Source organism: Mesobacillus boroniphilus, assembly GCF_018424685.1.
GTDB classification, from domain to species: domain Bacteria; phylum Bacillota; class Bacilli; order Bacillales; family Cytobacillaceae; genus Mesobacillus; species Mesobacillus boroniphilus_A.
Genome location: NZ_QTKX01000001.1, coordinates 731,008 through 749,548, shown reverse-complemented (window position 1 = coordinate 749,548; position 18,541 = coordinate 731,008). Strand labels below are relative to the sequence as shown.

General features: G+C 42.0%; 16 protein-coding genes. All 16 read right to left on the bottom strand.

Translation table 11 applies throughout. The features are described from left to right. Positions 1 to 167: 167 nt before the first annotated feature. Positions 168 to 1,730, bottom strand: coding sequence for a ribonuclease Y (gene rny, locus DYI25_RS03665; protein WP_213369385.1), 1,563 nt, complete (start codon positions 1,728 to 1,730; stop codon positions 168 to 170). 294 nt (positions 1,731 to 2,024) lie between these two features. Further along, on the bottom strand, positions 2,025 to 3,065 hold the full coding sequence (gene recA / locus DYI25_RS03660; RefSeq protein WP_213367039.1) for a recombinase RecA: 1,041 nt from the start codon (positions 3,063 to 3,065) through the stop codon (positions 2,025 to 2,027). Between the two features lie 300 nt (positions 3,066 to 3,365). Next, positions 3,366 to 4,613 carry a competence/damage-inducible protein A gene (locus DYI25_RS03655; protein WP_213367037.1) on the bottom strand — a complete coding sequence of 416 codons (1,248 nt, stop codon included), beginning with the start codon at positions 4,611 to 4,613 and terminating at the stop codon, positions 3,366 to 3,368. A gap of 24 nt (positions 4,614 to 4,637) precedes the next feature. Further along, positions 4,638 to 5,216 (bottom strand): CDP-diacylglycerol--glycerol-3-phosphate 3-phosphatidyltransferase, encoded by a 579-nt coding sequence (gene pgsA, locus DYI25_RS03650; RefSeq protein ID WP_213367035.1) that lies wholly within the window; start codon positions 5,214 to 5,216, stop codon positions 4,638 to 4,640. 153 nt (positions 5,217 to 5,369) lie between these two features. Next, on the bottom strand, positions 5,370 to 6,251 hold the full coding sequence (locus DYI25_RS03645) for a RodZ domain-containing protein (protein WP_213367033.1): 882 nt from the start codon (positions 6,249 to 6,251) through the stop codon (positions 5,370 to 5,372). A 20-nt stretch (positions 6,252 to 6,271) separates the two neighbouring features. Continuing rightward, the gene (locus DYI25_RS03640; protein ID WP_041966667.1) at positions 6,272 to 7,063 is read right to left on the bottom strand and encodes a DUF3388 domain-containing protein; all 792 of its coding nucleotides are present in this window, start codon (positions 7,061 to 7,063) and stop codon (positions 6,272 to 6,274) included. A gap of 205 nt (positions 7,064 to 7,268) precedes the next feature. Continuing rightward, on the bottom strand, positions 7,269 to 7,529 hold the full coding sequence (locus DYI25_RS03635; protein ID WP_167832871.1) for a DUF3243 domain-containing protein: 261 nt from the start codon (positions 7,527 to 7,529) through the stop codon (positions 7,269 to 7,271). Between the two features lie 101 nt (positions 7,530 to 7,630). Beyond that, positions 7,631 to 8,353 (bottom strand): elongation factor P 5-aminopentanone reductase, encoded by a 723-nt coding sequence (gene ymfI / locus DYI25_RS03630; RefSeq protein WP_213367031.1) that lies wholly within the window; start codon positions 8,351 to 8,353, stop codon positions 7,631 to 7,633. Between the two features lie 76 nt (positions 8,354 to 8,429). Then, positions 8,430 to 9,725 carry an EF-P 5-aminopentanol modification-associated protein YfmH gene (gene yfmH, locus DYI25_RS03625; RefSeq protein WP_213367029.1) on the bottom strand — a complete coding sequence of 432 codons (1,296 nt, stop codon included), beginning with the start codon at positions 9,723 to 9,725 and terminating at the stop codon, positions 8,430 to 8,432. After that, positions 9,725 to 11,005, bottom strand: coding sequence for an EF-P 5-aminopentanol modification-associated protein YfmF (yfmF, locus tag DYI25_RS03620; RefSeq protein ID WP_213367027.1), 1,281 nt, complete (start codon positions 11,003 to 11,005; stop codon positions 9,725 to 9,727). Before yfmF ends, yfmH begins: the two co-directional genes overlap by 1 nt. A gap of 212 nt (positions 11,006 to 11,217) precedes the next feature. Then, positions 11,218 to 12,306 carry a GGDEF domain-containing protein gene (locus DYI25_RS03615; protein WP_213367025.1) on the bottom strand — a complete coding sequence of 363 codons (1,089 nt, stop codon included), beginning with the start codon at positions 12,304 to 12,306 and terminating at the stop codon, positions 11,218 to 11,220. Between the two features lie 197 nt (positions 12,307 to 12,503). Further along, a complete protein-coding gene (locus DYI25_RS03610) occupies positions 12,504 to 13,457 on the bottom strand; it encodes an ABC transporter permease (RefSeq protein WP_213367023.1) in 954 nt (317 codons plus the stop codon). Between the two features lies 1 nt (position 13,458). Beyond that, on the bottom strand, positions 13,459 to 14,538 hold the full coding sequence (locus tag DYI25_RS03605; protein WP_213367021.1) for an ABC transporter permease: 1,080 nt from the start codon (positions 14,536 to 14,538) through the stop codon (positions 13,459 to 13,461). Then, the gene (locus tag DYI25_RS03600) at positions 14,535 to 16,058 is read right to left on the bottom strand and encodes an ABC transporter ATP-binding protein (protein ID WP_213367019.1); all 1,524 of its coding nucleotides are present in this window, start codon (positions 16,056 to 16,058) and stop codon (positions 14,535 to 14,537) included. Before DYI25_RS03600 ends, DYI25_RS03605 begins: the two co-directional genes overlap by 4 nt. Positions 16,059 to 16,328: 270 nt before the next feature. Next, complete coding sequence (locus DYI25_RS03595) at positions 16,329 to 17,423, bottom strand: BMP family lipoprotein (RefSeq protein ID WP_249745229.1); 1,095 nt, start codon at positions 17,421 to 17,423, stop codon at positions 16,329 to 16,331. Positions 17,424 to 17,511: 88 nt separating this feature from the next. Continuing rightward, positions 17,512 to 18,237 carry a GntR family transcriptional regulator gene (locus DYI25_RS03590; protein ID WP_213367017.1) on the bottom strand — a complete coding sequence of 242 codons (726 nt, stop codon included), beginning with the start codon at positions 18,235 to 18,237 and terminating at the stop codon, positions 17,512 to 17,514. Between the last annotated feature and the right edge of the window lie 304 nt (positions 18,238 to 18,541).

Here is an 18,541-nt window from a genome sequence, read left to right as displayed (position 1 = left end):
TAAAAAGAAGCTAACCTCCCAGAAATTGTTGTTAATCTCTCGATGACACAGAATTATCTGCCGGTAATACGTCGAAATCTCCGCGTTATTTCTTAAAATCTCCCGTTCTTCCTAATTTTGAGTTTTTCTTCTTAAACCAAAATAAAAAGCGGCGCCTAAGCACCGCTTTATTTTGCATATTCAACTGCCCGTGTCTCACGGATGACTGTAACCTTGATATGTCCAGGATAATCGAGTTCTTCCTCGATTTTCTTGCGAATATCTCGTGCGAGGCGGTGTGCCTGCAAGTCATCGATTTGATCTGGCTTAACCATGATCCTGATTTCTCTACCCGCCTGAATAGCGAATGATTTTTCGACTCCTTCATAGGATTCTGAAATCTCTTCCAGCCTTTCGAGACGGCGGATATAGTTTTCAAGCGCTTCGCTGCGAGCACCAGGCCTTGCAGCTGACAATGCATCAGCAGCAGCAACAAGTACTGCAATGATCGAAGTCGGCTCAGTATCACCATGGTGGGAAGCAATACTGTTGATCACAACAGGATGTTCCTTATACTTCGTAGCCAGCTCAACGCCGATTTCAACGTGGCTGCCTTCTACCTCATGGTCGATCGCCTTTCCGATATCATGCAGGAGTCCTGCGCGGCGAGCTAATGTTTCATCTTCACCTAGCTCTGCAGCAAGCAATCCGGACAATTGGGCTACTTCCATTGAATGCTTAAGAACATTCTGTCCGTAGCTTGTACGATACTTCAAGCGGCCAAGAATTTTGATAAGATCTGGATGCAGTCCGTGAACTCCCACTTCGAAGGTAGTCTGTTCCCCAACCTCACGAATATGTTCATCAACTTCACGGCGCGCTTTCTCAACCATTTCTTCAATTCGAGCCGGATGAATACGTCCATCCTGGACAAGCTTGTCTAGAGCTAGACGGGCTGTTTCACGTCTGATTGGGTCAAATCCAGAAAGGATAACCGCTTCCGGAGTGTCATCAATAATGAGATCAATTCCCGTCAACGTTTCCAGGGTGCGGATATTCCGTCCCTCACGTCCGATAATGCGTCCTTTCATTTCATCATTCGGAAGATTTACGACTGATACAGTCGTTTCAGCAACATGATCTGCTGCACATCTTTGAATGGCTAGTGAAAGTACTTCTTTTGCTTTCTTATCGGATTCTTCTTTCGCCCTGTTTTCGTTTTCCTTAATCATTAGTGCAATGTCGTGAGCAAGTTCTTGCTCAGTACGCTCCAAAATGATGGATTTAGCCTCATCACGCGTTAAGCCCGAGATGCGTTCTAGTTCAGTCTGCTGATTTCGTACCATCTCGTCCACTTTGCTTTCCATCTCTTCAATATGCTGTTGTCTTTTGGAAAGAGCGTCATCTTTTTTCTCTAAAAGATTTTCACGTTTGTTCAACGACTCATCTTTGCGATCAAGATTCTCCTCTTTTTGCAATAAACGATTTTCTTGTTTTTGCAGTTCATTTCTTCGTTCACGAACCTCACGCTCTGCTTCAGTACGCAGTTTGTGATTTTCATCCTTAGCCTCCAGCAGGGCCTCCTTTTTCATAGCCTCTGCTTCACGCTTCGCATCGTCAACAATCTGTTCTGCGGCGTTTTTGGCACCTGCAATTTTTGCTTCCGCAACGGATTTACGATAAAAATAGCCAACAACTGCACCGACGAATAGGCCAAGCAAAATGGAGATGATTGAAATAATTAGATCCATCATTTTCACCTCCTCTTGCTATGAACTTGTGTTACGTTTTTTAAAGTGTCGGCATGTACATTGTTACAAGCATCAATATACAGCTCAAATGCTTTTAAACGTTTTTAATACCATGAAAATGTAAAATATACATTTTTAATTGTAAAGCTGCCAAATTTTATTGTCAAGGGTTTGTCCCACGTGGATTCTATTGGTTTGATTAATTATTCATTCAATTCTTACTTTTAAGAGTGAATATACACAAACAAGGCCTCCTGATTTCAGGAGACCTTGACGATAAACATAGATAACCTATTAATCCAATTTAAGTTCTTCCTGGTCTTCATCAGTTTCCGTTACCGTGAATTCGCCATCAAGGCCGTAATGGTTACGGATCTTTTGCTTGATTTCAAGACGGATGGACGGGTTTTCTTTAAGGAACATCTTTGCGTTTTCCCTTCCCTGTCCAAGACGCTCACCACTATAGGAATACCAGGAACCGCTCTTATCGACGATATCAAGATCTGATCCCATGTCGATGATTTCCCCCTCTTGGGATATCCCTTCACCGTACATGATATCCACTTCAGCTGTACGGAACGGAGGCGCAACCTTGTTCTTGACAACTTTGATCCTTGTTTTGTTACCAACCATATCATTGCCCTGCTTCAATGTTTCAGCACGGCGCACTTCAAGACGTACGCTTGAATAGAATTTCAAAGCGCGACCGCCAGGTGTTGTTTCAGGGTTACCGAACATAACGCCGACTTTTTCACGAATCTGGTTAATGAAAATCGCAATAGTCTTGGACTTGTTGATCGCACCAGAAAGCTTACGCAATGCCTGAGACATCAAACGAGCCTGAAGACCAACGTGAGCATCACCCATCTCGCCTTCAATTTCAGCCTTCGGAACAAGAGCTGCAACGGAGTCAACAACAATAATGTCAATTGCTCCACTTCGCACTAGCGCTTCTGCGATTTCCAGAGCTTGTTCTCCCGTGTCTGGCTGCGAAAGAAGCAGCTCATCGATATTAACTCCAAGCTTCTGTGCATATACAGGATCCAGAGCGTGTTCAGCGTCAATGAATGCCGCCTGGCCGCCATTAGCCTGTACTTCTGCAATTGCATGAAGCGCAACAGTTGTCTTACCTGAACTTTCAGGTCCGTAGATTTCAATAACACGTCCGCGAGGATATCCGCCTATTCCCAGTGCAGCATCCAGTGCAAGGGAACCACTTGGAGAAGTAGATATTTTAGTGTCTGTCTTCTCCCCTAATTTCATAACCGATCCTTTACCAAATTGCTTTTCAATTTGTTTTAAAGCCATATCTAACGCAGCTTGACGATCACTCACTCAATTTTCCTCCTTTTATATAAAAACGAACTGGCATCCCGCCTGCCCGCAAATCTCTTATTTAAAACCTACTATTACTATACCTTTTTCCAGGCGGTTTGTCCAACAAAAAATCGAACATTTATTCGTTTTTTTTCGTAAGGGAAAATTCGTTAAAAATGAATTTTCGATGTGTTTTTCATCAGTTTTCTTATGATATATCCCCGTTAGAATGCTATTTTGGCAAGGAATCTGCCTATTTCATTACAAACAATATGCTTTTCATCCAGACCTATACTGGCAAAAAAACACGGAAGTATATCACTTCCGTGTTTCTGATAATCTATTAATTATGATCTGGCAGCCAAACTTTACTGCCCTTTTCCTGATAGCGGTACGGGAGCCGCTGAGGGTTAGTTTTTCTGAATGGACTGGCAGGCCTTTTACGTGGATTCCAATAAAGACCGTGCCTGGTGGATGTCCTTCTAGGCTGTCGGGACCAGCCACTCCGCTAAAGCTGATGCCGATATCAGAGTTGGTAAGCGCTGCAGCATTCATTGCCAGCTCTTCCGCACATTCACCGCTTACAGCCCCATACTTCTCAATTGTTTCCGGATTCACCTTAACAAGTCCTATCTTGGCTTCATTCGAGTAACAAACTAAGCCGCCTTTGAAAAGGCTGCTAGCACCGGAGACAGAAGTCAATTCCTGCTGGAACATTCCGCCTGTCAAGCTTTCAGCAGCTGATAGGGTCAAGTTTTTGATTTTCAATAGTTTCGAAAGTTCCAGCATTAAAGAGGTTTCGTCATAACCATAAAAATACTCACCGACTCTGTCCATGATTTCCGCTTCCACTTTATCAATCAATGCTTGAGCAGTACCATTGTCATCGTCCCTGGCTGTAAGCCTTAGTGTAACTTCCCCATCACCAGCAAGTGGGGCGATGGTTGGATTGCTTTGCTGGTCAATCAAATCTTCAATTTTCGTTTCAAGGGCCGCCTCGCCGATTCCGAAAAAACGCAAGACTCTCGATTCAATTTTTGCCTGATTACCGGACATGCCTGAAATAGCCGCCTGGCCGTATTTCAAGAACATTGGCTCCATCTCAGAAGGAGGTCCCGGCAGAAGCATGTACTTGTTGTCGGCAGTTGCCAGGAACATACCCGGGGCCATGCCATGATCATTTTTCAGAACAGTTGAGCCCTCAATCACCAGTGCCTGCTTCCTGTTATTCTCAGTCATTACCCTGTTCGTTTTTTCAAAATACAATTCGATGGACGTCATCGCTTCTTCATCAAGAACAAGCTGCTTTCCAAGCTGCGCAGCAATTGTATCTTTTGTCAGGTCATCTTTAGTCGGACCCAATCCGCCCGTGAAAATAATCAGTTCTGCACGTTCCCGGGCAATTCCCATAGCGTTCTTTAACCTATCAGGATTATCCCCGACGACCGTATGATAGAAAACATTGATTCCCAGGTCGGCAAGCTGCCGGGAAAGGAATCTGGCGTTTGTATTGACGATTTGCCCAAGGAGCAATTCAGATCCCACAGCAATGATTTCGGCATTCATTTCTTGTCCCCCTGACAAAATCAATTATTTGGAATTACTGAACACTTGCTTGTTTTTAGCGAAGTAATCCCATCCAGACCAGATTGTAAAGAACATCGCCACCCATAATGCAATATCTGCAAACGGGATCGAGAATGCTTCAAAAATGATATTGTGCAGCAACAGGGCGGAAATCGCCACTGTTTGTGCCCACATTTTAATTTTGCCAGGCATTTTTGCTGCAACTACCTCACCACCGCCTGCAAGCAGTAAACGAAGTCCTGTCACAGCAAACTCCCGGCTGATAATAATAATGACGATCCACGCAGGGGCATACCCCAGTTCAACCAACACAATCAGCGCAGAAGAGACAAGCAGTTTATCCGCAAGCGGATCGAGGAACTTCCCAAGATTCGTAACTAAATTGTGCTTTCGTGCCAGATAACCGTCAACCCAGTCTGTCACAGACGCAAAAATATATATTAGCGCTCCCACAAAATGAGTGACCGGCATGGTTGTACCAAGTAAGGCGATTTCCCCCCATGAAAATGGGACAATCATAATGATCATGAATAACGGAATCAATAATATTCGTGAAACCGTAATTTTATTTGGCAAGTTCATATACTTTTCCTCCAGATGAAAAATTACAAAGCCATTAATCTGACTTCTTTCATTATATCCAATATGTGAAAATCATCATTAAATATGCCTTTTATAATTTTAGCCCGTATAAACAAAAGTCCATACGGGCATTTTAGCAATTCTTTCTTAGACTTATTTAACAAACTTAATCGTAATCACTTGGGTCATATCTTCTTCGGGCGGTACTGCATATTCAAGCTTTTGGTCATTTACATAGATTTCGGTATCAGGTGCCCGTCCAATATTTATTACTGCCTGGGTCTCGTTTGATAAGTCCTCAGTGCGGCTTTCATTCTCCCCTTTAACAAGGGTTTCCTGAAATATGGATTTTCCTGAGCCATTTGAAAGACCAACCCATGTCTGTCCTAGTGATACAATCTTAATGACAAATTGATCCGCATTCTTGAGTTCATATACCGTGTTGCTGCCGCTATTGGAGGAAACTGTAAGCTCCTGTGCAGGAGTTTCAGGCTCGGCTTCTTCTTCAGCCGGTTCCTCTTCAGCAGCATCTTCTTCCTCGCCTGTATCCTCTTCACCACTATCATCTGCAAACTCTTCAGTCTCTTCAAAGCTTGTTTGCCCTTTATCAGTATTTGCAGGCTGTTCAGTTTCATCGCCGGCACTCTTGACAATTAGATACCAAACCAGGGCAATAGAAGCAATAATGAAAACACCAATCAAAATTTTAGGAAGTATATCCAAGACTTTAGAAGTGTCAGGAGAGATACTTTTCCTCGACTGGACACGGGAAAGCTGCTCAGGCAGCTCTTCGTTGTATGTAGATGGGATTTCGTTTTTGTGCTGCTCAAAAAGCTGTTCTGGATCAAGACTAACAGCTTCAGCATATTGTTTAATGAATGCGCGGACATAAAACTTACCTGGCATCATAGAGTAATTGCCCTCTTCAATACCAAGAAGGTAGCGCTTCTGTATTTTCGTGATGGACTGCAGTTCGTCCAGGCTGAGGCCCTTAGCTTCACGTGCTTCCTTTAATAAATTTCCTAACTCAGTCACGATAACACCTTCCAATACTGTTAAAAATCAAATCCTCCAAAATCAGAATCGGTGAACATGTGATTCTTCTGAACCATGTCATAAACGATTTCTTCATCAGGATTATTACGCAGTTCGATAATATAATCAAAATCATCCATTGTATATTCTGTGTTTTGGACAAAAATATCTGGATGTTCAACAACTTTCACCGCAGGCAGGCGCATGATTTCCCTGACAAGCTGCCAGTGCTTTTCATTTGCCCTCCTTGTGGAAACGATCCCGTCAATTATAAATAGATTTTCAGCGTTGTATTCATCTTCGATCAATTGGTTACGGATTGTCTGTTTCAATAATGTTGAAGAAACAAACAGCCAGCGTTTATTTGCACAAACACTTGAAGCCACGACTGATTCTGTCTTGCCAACTCGCGGCATCCCGCGGATCCCGATCAGCTTGTGCCCCTCCTGCTTAAACAATTCTGCCATAAAATCTACAAGTAGTCCAAGCTCATCCCTCACAAACCGGAATGTTTTTTTATCATCTGCATCACGCTGTATGTACCTGCCGTGTCTGACCGCCATCCGGTCACGAAGCTTAGGTTCACGGATTTTAATTACCCTTATTGTATCCATTGTATTCAAAATTGACTCTAATCTCTCAATTTGGTCATCATCTTTCGCAAGGATCAACAGACCACGCCTACCTTCATCGACTCCATTGATCGTAACAATATTGATTGACAGCATACCAAGCAAAGAGGATATATCACCTAGCAGTCCTGGACGGTTAATCACAATTTCATATTCCAAGTACCATTCTTTCTTTTCCATCGTTCTCCTCCTCTGCTATAAGGTCACTTGATTGCGACACATTTTGACATCAAATATCTAGCTACTATATTATATGATTTTCAAGGAAGATGAAAGGAAAAACAAGCCAGAAGTTAAAAGTAAAAAAAGCCGTGTTTATGTGTCTATTTCAAGGAAGGGACAATAAAAAAAGAGAGGAATCTGGAAGTCCCCTCTCAAAACTTACTTATTGATTAGCGCCGTTGTTTTGAACGAGTTTAACCATCATTGTTGCGATGGCATGCTGTTCGTCAGGGCTTGCAACTGACCAAAGATCTGCAAGGACTCTTTCCTGCTCATTTTTAGGATCGACATTCTTAGCAAGATAGTCCCCGATTTGGTAGGCAAGGTCTCCCATTACTTCTTTATTCATTCCCTGGTCCTGCGCCTGATGAAGGCGGTCTCCCAAGAAATCCTTCCACTGATTCCAATTATCCAATACAGACATATTGACAACCTCCTTGTCTAAAATAGTACAAGGTTATTTTGCATACGTATGAAGATTATTATTCATTTCAGTACATGTTTTGAAAAATTGTCACATGTACATCAAGTTAACCAGCCACCATTCACCGCCAGTACCTGTCCGGTTATATAGGAGGATTTTTCAGATAATAGGAACTCCACACCATTTGCTACTTCTTCAGCTGTTCCCAGACGGCCTGATGGAATATCTTCGGCGATGGTCTCGATTTCCTCCTGGGAAAAACCTTCAACCATGGGGGTTTGAATGGCACCTGGCGCTACGGCGTTCACCCTTATATTGGAAATTGCCAACTCTTTGCTCAGTGCTTTAGCGAAGGCTATTTGAGCGCCTTTCACAGTCGAATAGGCTACTTCATATGATGCGCCTGTCTGTCCCCAGATCGATGACACTATCACAATACTCCCTCTTTCTTTTTGCCGTAATTTAGGAATAAGCTTTTTCGTAAGCATCAAGGGGGACGTAATGTGAATCTGTATGAGTTCCTCTGCATCCACTTCCTCTAAATCCTCAAGAAGACCATATAAGGCATTGCCTGCATTATGTACAATTGCATCAAGAGAAAAGATATTTGCGGCCAATTCCATGTAACCTGACTTAGATGCCAGGTTTGCCTTGATCGGTATATATTCACCACCAAACTGGCCAATTTGCCGGACAACTTCTTCTATTCCTTTTTCGTTCTGGTTAAAGTGCAAATATAGCGAATAACCTGCTGATGCAAGCTTCATGGAAATCGCCTTACCTATTGCTCCACTCGCTCCAGTTACGAGCGCAAATTTTTTCATGGTTTTTATCCTCTCCAATAACCTTCATCAAATAATGCGCCGGCAAGTACCGGCGCATACATTAAAAGGAGGTGCGTTATTGCTTATCCTTTGGGATCACCTGGCAAACTGTGAACCGTTCTTCGGCAATCAACTTATTTGCTGCCTGCTTGAGATCGTCTAGCTTAAGGCTTTCAAGTACCGGAACAACATCAAATAAATCCATATCGTTAAATGCGTAGCGTGTAAACTGATTAGCTATATATTCCGGTGAATTAACAGCCCTGAGGAAGGCTCCTATTTTTTTCTTTTTCGTCCTTTCAAGATTGTCATCTGTCAATCCTTTGCCCGCTTTTGCATCCATTAGCATTGCTTCAAGCTTGCTGGCGAGTTCATCAGGCTCATTCGTATCTCCGCCAACCATAGCAAACCCAAAGCCCTGTTCTTCGGTATAATCATAAGAAAATGTATCATCGATTAGCCCCGAGCCATATAACTCGGTGTAGTTCTCAGAACTTTTACCAAAGAGAATATCAAGCATTACATTGATAGACAGCTCTTTTTTCAACAATTCTTTGCCCGACTCAGTTGGGTCAGCCGCCTTGATTCCAAAAAGGCACTTGGACGTCTGGACATTCATTTTAAGGACCTGTTTCTTTTCAGCTACTCCAGCCTGTTCCTCTTCAAATATCCGCTTGATTTCAGGTTTGTTTTTGTATTCCTTCTTCCCCTGGTTATCTTTTATCAAGCCCATGATTTCTTCAGGATTAACTGGACCAACTACGAAGAATAACATATTGCTTGGATGGTAAAAGGTTTCATAGCACTCATACAGCATATCTTTCGTAATATGAGAAATCGACTCGATTGTACCCGCGATATCTATGCTTACCGGGTGGTTCTTATACATATTCTGTATCAGGCCAAAATACAGTCTCCAATCAGGATTGTCATCGTACATGGTGATCTCCTGCCCGATGATTCCCTTTTCCTTTTCAACTGTTTTCTCGGTAAAATACGGTTCCTGAACGAAGTCGATCAGTGTTTCCAGGTTTTTGTCTACATTAGATGTACTGGAGAACAAATAAGCTGTCCTAGTGAAAGATGTGAATGCGTTCGCAGAAGCACCCTGCTTGCTGAACTGCTGGAACACGTCCCCATCTTCCTTTTCAAACAATTTATGCTCAAGGAAATGGGCGATGCCGTCGGGTACCTTCACATATTCATCCTTTCCCGGTGGAAGGAAGTGATTATCGATCGACCCGTATTTCGTTGTAAACGTAGCATATGTTTTATTGAAGCCTTTTTTTGGAAGAATGTATACATCGAGCCCATTATTCAGCTTTTCGTAGTACATTTCTTCCTGAAGCTGTTCAAAAGTGATCTTCTCCATTATTTGTCCGCCTCCAATCCAGTTAAGAAGTAGACCGTATCAAGCTGAACCTTTTTGGCCACATCAACGATTTCTTTTTTTGTGGTTTTGCTCATGCCCTCAAGCCAGTCATCGAGGCTGACATTTTGTCTTGAAACCACATTATGATATAGGACCTCGACCATCCCTCTTGCTGTATCCATTGTTTCAAGCATTTGGTTTTCAATAACAGCTTTTGTCTGATCGATTTCCTGATCGGTAAAATCGCCAGCTTGCATCGCTTCCATTTGTTCACGAATTATTTTTACAGCCAGTTCGAAATTTTCGAATTCAATGCCGGACATTACCATCATCAACCCTTTGTGGCTTTCAAGACGGCTTGCAACATAGTAGGCAAGGCTATTTTTCTCCCGGACATTCAAAAATAGCTTGGAATGTGAAAAACCTCCGAAAATCCCATTGAAGACCTGCAGTGCATAATAATCCTTATCACCATACAGTACATTTGTTCTGTACCCTATATTTAACTTACCTTGTTTGACATCCTCATGATCTTTGACGGTTTTCTCTTCGACATGAGCATCCCTGGGAGCAGCCTCAATAAGTTTTGGCGTGCGCTGGTCAAATTGCAGGAGATCTTGGGCAATCGACTGGACTTCTGCCTCTTCCACATCTCCGATAATGAACAAGTCAAGCTCATCTTCTGCAAAGGCTTTTTTATAGTACTCATAGAGATTCTTCTCATCGATTTGCGGAATATCCTCAATCTCGCCATTGACATGGAGTGCATAGGGTTCATCCTTGCACATTTCCTGGACAAGCCTGAAATTGGAATATCGCATCTTATCATCATAGACCGCCTGGATCCGCTGTTTTAATGTGCGTTTTTCCTTTTCGACAGTCTCTTTTTCAAAAGCTTCATTCTCTGCCAGAGGATTCACCAAAATCTCTGCCATAAATTGCATTCCTTTTTTCAGTAAAGGGTCATGATCGCTTAAAAATTTTTCATTTGCGATTTCCAATGAAAAACTGAGGACCTGATATTCTCCCTTTTTCGAAACATCTACATATAAATTAGCACCGTAAAGCTCATCAAGATAGGAACGAAACTTCGAAGTGGAAGGGTAAGCCTTGGAGCTGCTTTGCAGCACGTAAGGAAGGAGTGCCCGTTTTGTGACATCCTCACTGGTAAGAGGAGCCTTCATCTTCCAAACAATAGTATTCGTCTTGAATTTTTCAGTTTTGACAATATGGAGCTTGTAGCCTTTCATATCCTTGATCGTTTCTGAAATGACAGCCATTGAAATCCTCCTTTGTTTATAACACCAGGACTTGCTTATAATCATTCTTCTTCACACATTGATGAAAATAAAACATCCCTTCTTTATTATGTATACGTTGTGAAGTCTATATTTAATATTCCAATAAATATACTCTAACTATACCTTTCACCTTCAGGCTAATTCAAGGAATTGGCAGCTCATACGGCAAAAGCTTCCCATATGGGAAGCTTTTATTCGCTGGAAGCGGCAATTTCTTCTTTCGCTTTCGAAAAAGAATATGTATAACCAGTTTCAAATTTAGCCTGGTTTTTTCCGTTTGCCTTTGCGCTGTACAAAAGCTGGTCTGTGTAGCCAAGAAGTTTATCTGGCAAAGCTCCACCTTTTGAAGCAGCAATCCCAAAGCTCATTGTGACAATGATGCAATCTTCGGTGAATTTTTCAGAAGATATCCTCGCATAAAGGTCATCAAAAAAGCGAATTTGCCTGGTTTCCTCGATGGCCGGCAATAGAAAAGCAAATTCTTCACCACCATAACGGAAAGCCTGTGCATCATATTCATCGGCCAAATCCCGAAAAATCCTTCCTATTTTTTTAAGAATTTCATCTCCAGTCAAATGACCAAACTGGTCATTAATTTGTTTAAAGTGATCGATATCACCCATAACCAGCAAGAAATTTTGCCGTTCACATGTCATAATTCTTAGCTGTTCCTGGAAATGCCGATGATTGTATAAGCCTGTTAAATAGTCCGTGAACATCAGCTCATGAAAAATTTCTTTTTGTTTCAGATGCTTCCTTTCCCGTATCACGAGTAACGATCCAAACACACCGATGATCCATATAAAAACGAGATTTAAAATAAAGACAAATGTTGTATTAAAATCAAATTGGGCCTGTAAGGCAAAAATAGCTGAGTATCCTGCTGTCAACGAAATCGAGGACAAAATGGCCCCTTTCGTCCGCCAGTAAATCGTCGCATGCATTACGACCAAATAAGCAATCGGAAAAAGCGGGGACATGACTCCATTTGTCAAGGCAAGCAGCCACATTAACGCAATATAATCGAAAACGATGCCGGCCTTCGTAAGTAAATTGAAATACTCGTTTCCCGCTGACATTTTAAGCAAAGCAACCTGAGTGACGGTCATGTAGACAAATCCTATTGACAGCAATAAGGGAAAAGTTTCCTCGGTAAAATTAAGCCTGTCCGCCAGAGGGGGAAAATAGAATACTAGAATCCCTACCAACAAGAATATCCAGCGTAAATAAGAAAAGATTTTTTCCGTTTCACGATCGTCCAAATATAATGATAGCTTCATATTCATGCCCTCTTGACGATATTATTTTTAACAAACTTTTCCTTTATATTAACACATATGGAAGATTTATTCTAAAAAGAATATTTAATTTCTTCAGATATTTTATCCGAAAATTGATCATCAATAAAATGGAGAAATACGAAAAGACAATAAAAGAGGTACCTGATTGTAGGCACCTCTTTTAACAGTATACAAGCTTAGCGTTTTCCACTATCAAAAGTTTCTCCGACAGCCTTTGGTGCTTGTGATGACTTAGAGAAGATAACGAGTGCGATAAGTGTCACTACATAAGGGAAAATTTTCAACAAGATTGGCGGAATAACAGCCAACTCAGGAATTACTTGAGACACGTTTGCAATCGTACTGGCAAATCCAAAGAAGAATGTCGCTGCCAGCACACCAAGCGGTTTCCACTGACCGAAAATCAAGGAAGCCAGGGCAAGGAAGCCCAGACCTGCAACGGTCCCTGTGAATTCACCTGACTGTGTGACGATAATCAAGGCTCCGCCCAATCCGGCGAAAGCTCCAGAGATTAGTACCCCGCTGTAACGGACTCTCCTGACATTGATCCCTGCTGCTTCAGCAGCTTGAGGATATTCACCACAAGATCGTAAACGAAGTCCAAACCTTGTTTTATATAAAATGAATGAACTTACGAAAAGAATAGCTAATACAAACCAGGTTGTTGGATACGTTTTTGTAAAAAACAAATCTCCGATCACTGGAATATCAGAAAGAAAAGGAACATTTGACGGTGAAAAACCGCTTGAGATCCGGATGTTGCCACTTCCAGTGATATTCCGTGCAAGGAACACGGTCAGTGCAGTGGCAATCAAATTGATTGCCGTACCACTGATGATTTGGTTGGCATTCAGATTAATGCTCGCAAACGCATGCAAGATAGAGAAAAGCATACCGGCAAGTACAGCAGCTAGCAGTCCAAGCCAGAGCACCAATGTGTGGTTGTCCAATACGCCGCTCATGTAATGGATGGATAGAGCGCCAGAGAAGGCACCAATGACCATCAATCCCTCAAGGGCAATGTTAACAATACCGCTTCTTTCACTAAAAAGTCCGCCTAGTGCCGTAATAAGAAGAGGAATTGTAAAGATAATCGCGTAAGGAAAAATTTGTTCTATTATTGACCACATCTTATGAATCTCCCTTCTCGACTACAGGACCACTTTTATCTTCTTTGTTTGATTTTCTCGCCTTGAATTTATTCAGAAGACGTTCAATCATAACACTTGTCGCAGCAAAATAAATGATGATCGCGATAATTGTATTCGCCAATTCAGGTGGAATTTCAGTCATGGCATTCATGAATCCCGTACCAGAGTATAAAATCCCAAACAGTACCGCTGCAAAGAATACACCTACCGGATGATTTGCACCGAGAAGAGCGACCGCGATGCCATCGTAACCCTGTGCAGGCAGAATACCAATTTGAATGCTTGAAGCATTTCCTGTGTACAATGCTACCCCGCCGACACCAGCAAGTGCACCTGAAATCAACATGGATAATATGATGTTACGGTTAACTTTCATACCTGCATATTCCGCAGCAAATCTGTTAAACCCAACTGCCTTCAACTCGAATCCCAAAGTCGTCTTATCGATGATGAAGGCAATAATGATTACTGCAATGACTGCAAGGAACAGACCTAAGTTAATATAAGATCCATCAAACATCTCTGTCAGGAATGGAGCTCTTAAAGTATCTGTTTCTGCCAGTTTCTTAGATTCTGTCTCAAGAAATTCTCCCTTGAAATACCCAGGTACAATATAGTAAATCGTCCAGTAGGCGATCCAGTTCATCATGATTGTCGAAACAACTTCATGAACATTGAACTTTGCTTTTAGCAAACCGGGAATGAAAGCCCATAAGGCACCAGCGACCAGGCCTGCAAGGACCATAACCAAAAGAAGGATTGGCCTGGATAAATCGAAAGTCAAGGCGACTGCTGTCGCAGCAAGGCCCCCAACTAGCATCTGTCCTGATGCCCCAATGTTAAAAAGACCTGTACGGAAAGCAAAAGCGACAGACAAGCCAGTGAATACAAGCGGAGTTGCTGTTGCCAAAGTATTACCGATACGCTCTAGGTTTTTCAATGCTCCCTGCAGCAAATAAGAGTAGCCTTCAATCGGATTGCTTCCGATGAAAAGCATCAAAATCCCTCCGGCCACCAAACCTAAAATAATGGATATTAAAGATACGATGGTATTTCTCATATGCTTCTCTCCTTACCCACGCCTGCCATCATAAGACCAACTTCATTTTCATCTGTTTCAGCAGCGTTTACCTCGCCTACAAGCTCACCATTATTTACGATGGCTATGCGGTCTGAGAGCTGCAGAACCTCATCAAGTTCCAATGAAATTAACAATACTGCGTTACCTTTATCACGGTGTTCAATAATTCTTTTATGGATGTATTCGATCGATCCAACATCAAGACCGCGTGTTGGCTGAACTGCAATCAAGAGCTTAGGATCCAGTTCCAACTCTCTTCCAATGATTGCTTTTTGCTGGTTACCACCCGAAAGAGTCCTGGCAATCGATGCAGTGCCTTCACCTGAACGCACATCAAAGTTCGTCAGAATATTTTGTGCATACGATTTCATTGCTGGTACATTCAGTAGTCCATTCTTAGAGAAAGGCTTTTTGTTGTAAATTTGCAAAACCATGTTTGATTGGAGCGTATAATCCAGTACAAGACCACGTTTATGCCTGTCTTCAGGTATATGGCTGATTCCCTTTTCATTTCTCTGACGGATTGGAAGGTCGATGATTTCCTCACCATAAATAAGGACTGAACCAGACTCTGCTTTTCTTAAACCAGTGATTGCTTCCACTAGCTCAGTCTGGCCGTTGCCTTCAACCCCGGCAATACCGACAATTTCACCCTCTCGGACTTCCAGTGAAAAATCCTTCAAGCCTAATACTTTTCTATTATTTTTAACTGACAAAGAATCTATTTTAAGTACTACCTCACCAGGAGTACTTTCTTTCTTATCCACTTTAAAAGAGACATGACGTCCGACCATCATTTCAGCAAGGCTTGCCTCACTTGCTTCTGCCACATTAACAGTGCCGATGCCTTTGCCACGGCGAATTACCGTACAACGGTCAGCAACAGCCTTAATTTCTTTCAATTTATGAGTGATAATAATAATAGACTTACCTTCTTTAATAAGATTACGCATGATCTTCATTAATTCATCGATTTCTGCTGGTGTCAGAACAGCAGTTGGTTCATCCAGTATCAAGACTTCTGCTTCACGATAAAGCATCTTCAAAATCTCTACCCTTTGCTGCATACCCACTGAAATATCTTCAATTTTGGCATGAGGGTCTACATTCAATCCGTAATGCTTTGATAACTCTTCAATTCTCTTTGCAGCTTTATCAATATCAAGCACCATGCCCTTAAGTGGCTCACTGCCCAGGATGATGTTTTCTGTAACAGTAAAATTTTCAACTAGCTTAAAGTGCTGATGCACCATCCCGATTCCTAAACGGTTGGCAACGTTAGGATTTGTGATCTTCACTTCTTTGCCATCTACTTTTATTAAGCCTCTTTCAGGCTGGTACATGCCGAACAGGACACCCATCAAGGTAGACTTCCCTGCACCGTTTTCACCTAATAGTGCATGTATTTCCCCTTTTTTTAGTGTAAGGGTAACATTATCGTTGGCTACAATACCCGGGAACTCTTTCCGGATATTCAACATCTCAACTACATAACTCATAGTAGCACTCACCTTTTTTTTAGACTCTATACCTATTAAGAATAGCGTAAGCGCCTTGGTCAGCTTCACAAGGATAGGCCGTGTGTGCCCAGGGAAGTGGTGCAACAACTTCCTTTGGAAGGCCGATTGTTTGGAAGCCAGGCTCTGGAGCTGTACATTTTTATATCGAAACCGGAAAATAGCTAAATGCATATTCTATAATTTCTAATATTTTCCGTATCGAGTTTGATAGACAAAAGAGACGGAAGAGACCGTCTCTTTTGCACTATTTTACTTGAATAAATCTCCTTGTTCAGCAGAGACCTTGATTTCTTCAGATTTAATTTGCTCGTATACTTCTTTAACTTTGCTTGTTGTTTCATCGCTCAGGTTAGGGTTCTTCTCAGGAAGGCCGATACCATCATTCTTAGCATCGAAAATCAATGTTTGTCCTCCAGGGAATTTACCGTCTAACTCTGCCTGAACCATATCGTAAGAAACTTGGTCAAGCTTCTTCATAGCAGAAGTAAGAATGACTGACTTGTCGCCTTCGTATTTACCATCTTCATACTGGTCTACGTCAACACCAACGATCCAGACGTTTTCTCCAGCCTTAGCACGGTTCTTAGCTTCGTTGATCGCACCGACACCTACACCACCAGCAGCAGTGAAGATTACATCTACGCCACGATCATAGAATTGAGCAGCAATCTGTCCACCAGCAGCAGCGTTATCAAATGATCCTTGGTAAACTACGTTTTCAGCTTTGATTGTTACGTTAGTGTCAAGGTTTTCATTTGCATATTTAAGCCCTTGCTGGAAGCCCCAGTTGAACTTTTGTACAGCAGGGATTTCCATACCGCCGATGAATCCAGCTTCGCCCTCTTTTAATTCAAGCGCTGCCGCAACACCCGCAAGGAATCCTGATTCGTGCTCAGCGAAGAATACAGCTACAGTGTTATCCTTAACAACAGGGTTGTAGTCTCCACTGTGCGGATTTCCATCAAGGATGACAAATTTAGCATCTTCATATTTATCTTGGGCTTGGAAAACAGCTGTTTCGAATTTAAAGCCCGGTGTAACGATGAACTTATATTCTGCATCGTATAAGTTACCAATTTCTTTTAAGTATTCTGCTTCAGTAGTTCCTGCTGGCTTTAGGTACTTTGTCTTTACGCCGAATTCGTCTTCAGCCTTAAGGATACCTTCCCATGTACCTTGGTTGAATGATTTGTCATCAATTGTACCAGCGTCAGTGACCATACCTACTTTTAAGTCTGACTTTTTGTCGCTATCGCCATTACCTTCATCACTTCCGCAACCTGCCAGCATCGTGCCTGCAGCTAAAAGCAATGACATTACCAAACCAAATTTACGCTTTTTCAAGGTTTGTACCCCCCAGAGAATGTTTGTTGGATTTCGCAGGAATGTTCTGAAAAGCCTATTAGTTAGCGTTTTCATTTCACTAAAAAAATTAAACTCTTTTTCTTAGGACATGAAAACTGAACTTGTCGGCTTTAAAGTAGTTTACCGAATAAAGAATTGGCACATCGTTTTCATCGAAATGCATCTGCTTCAATACGAGCAGGGCAGTTTCTGGATCACATTCTAAGATGGGTGAAATTTTCTCGTGATAGCCAATTGGCTCAATCTGGGCAACTGCATAGGTTACTTTCCGATTGGACTTGGCCTCAATCAGATGAAGCAATGATTCATCTTCATGGGAAAAGTCGCTAGGCAAGATGTTTCCCGGAATTTTGTCTAAACAATAGACAACGGGTTCTCCATTTGCAGTCCGCACTCTTTCAACGAGGGTGATTTCATCATCAATAGAGCATGAGAAACGGCGGATATCCTCTTCGGTAGGTCCAGTAGTCATTGAGTTTAAAAAGATTGTCCCAGGCTTCATCCCCGCCTGCTCAATCATTCCCGTCACACTGTTCAGTTGCTCGATTCCTGACGAAAACAGAGGTTTGGCATTCACAAATGTTCCTACTCCATGACGGCGGATGATGACGTTTTCTTCTTCAAGAATCCGCAATGCCTCTCTTAGTGTAGCTCTGCTTACGCCAAGCTGTTTAGCGAGGTCAAATTCTGAGGGCAATTTCTCTCTTTCTTTATAAACACCCTTTTGAATGTCCTGCTTCAGGTGATCGATTACTTGTAAATACAGGTGCCGGTTATCTGACTTGATCGACATGAGGCGTTCCTCCAACCTTTTTGCTCAAGACATCAGACATCTGATGTATAGCATTCCTACTAATCGAAAATACTATAACACTTTTTTAAAGATAAATAAATACTGTTTCAACATTTTGTCGAAAAAAGCTAGAAAGTCCAAAATTGTCATTAATTCCGGGACGAAAAACCTATATTTTTGGTATAATAGTTTTTTGTAAGCGGTTTTAATAGTATGACATTATTATTCCCGGACAGGAGAATTGTACTATATAAAAAGCAAAAGCCGGATGTGACCACCCGGCTTTTGTCTCGTTTCAAACATG

Coding starts and splice junctions, on each gene's coding strand:
- DYI25_RS03590 (WP_213367017.1), bottom strand. CDS start 18,237: ATGTCGATCAAGTCAGATAACCGGCACCTGTATTTACAAGTAATCGAT.
- DYI25_RS03600 (WP_213367019.1), bottom strand. CDS start 16,058: ATGAGTTATGTAGTTGAGATGTTGAATATCCGGAAAGAGTTCCCGGGT.
- rny (WP_213369385.1), bottom strand. CDS start 1,730: ATGGATCTAATTATTTCAATCATCTCCATTTTGCTTGGCCTATTCGTC.
- DYI25_RS03635 (WP_167832871.1), bottom strand. CDS start 7,529: ATGTCTGTATTGGATAATTGGAATCAGTGGAAGGATTTCTTGGGAGAC.
- DYI25_RS03605 (WP_213367021.1), bottom strand. CDS start 14,538: ATGAGAAATACCATCGTATCTTTAATATCCATTATTTTAGGTTTGGTG.
- DYI25_RS03615 (WP_213367025.1), bottom strand. CDS start 12,306: ATGAAGCTATCATTATATTTGGACGATCGTGAAACGGAAAAAATCTTT.
- pgsA (WP_213367035.1), bottom strand. CDS start 5,216: ATGAACTTGCCAAATAAAATTACGGTTTCACGAATATTATTGATTCCG.
- yfmF (WP_213367027.1), bottom strand. CDS start 11,005: ATGGCTGTCATTTCAGAAACGATCAAGGATATGAAAGGCTACAAGCTC.
- ymfI (WP_213367031.1), bottom strand. CDS start 8,353: ATGAAAAAATTTGCGCTCGTAACTGGAGCGAGTGGAGCAATAGGTAAG.
- yfmH (WP_213367029.1), bottom strand. CDS start 9,725: ATGGAGAAGATCACTTTTGAACAGCTTCAGGAAGAAATGTACTACGAA.
- DYI25_RS03655 (WP_213367037.1), bottom strand. CDS start 4,613: ATGAATGCCGAAATCATTGCTGTGGGATCTGAATTGCTCCTTGGGCAA.
- DYI25_RS03640 (WP_041966667.1), bottom strand. CDS start 7,063: ATGGAAAAGAAAGAATGGTACTTGGAATATGAAATTGTGATTAACCGT.
- DYI25_RS03610 (WP_213367023.1), bottom strand. CDS start 13,457: ATGTGGTCAATAATAGAACAAATTTTTCCTTACGCGATTATCTTTACA.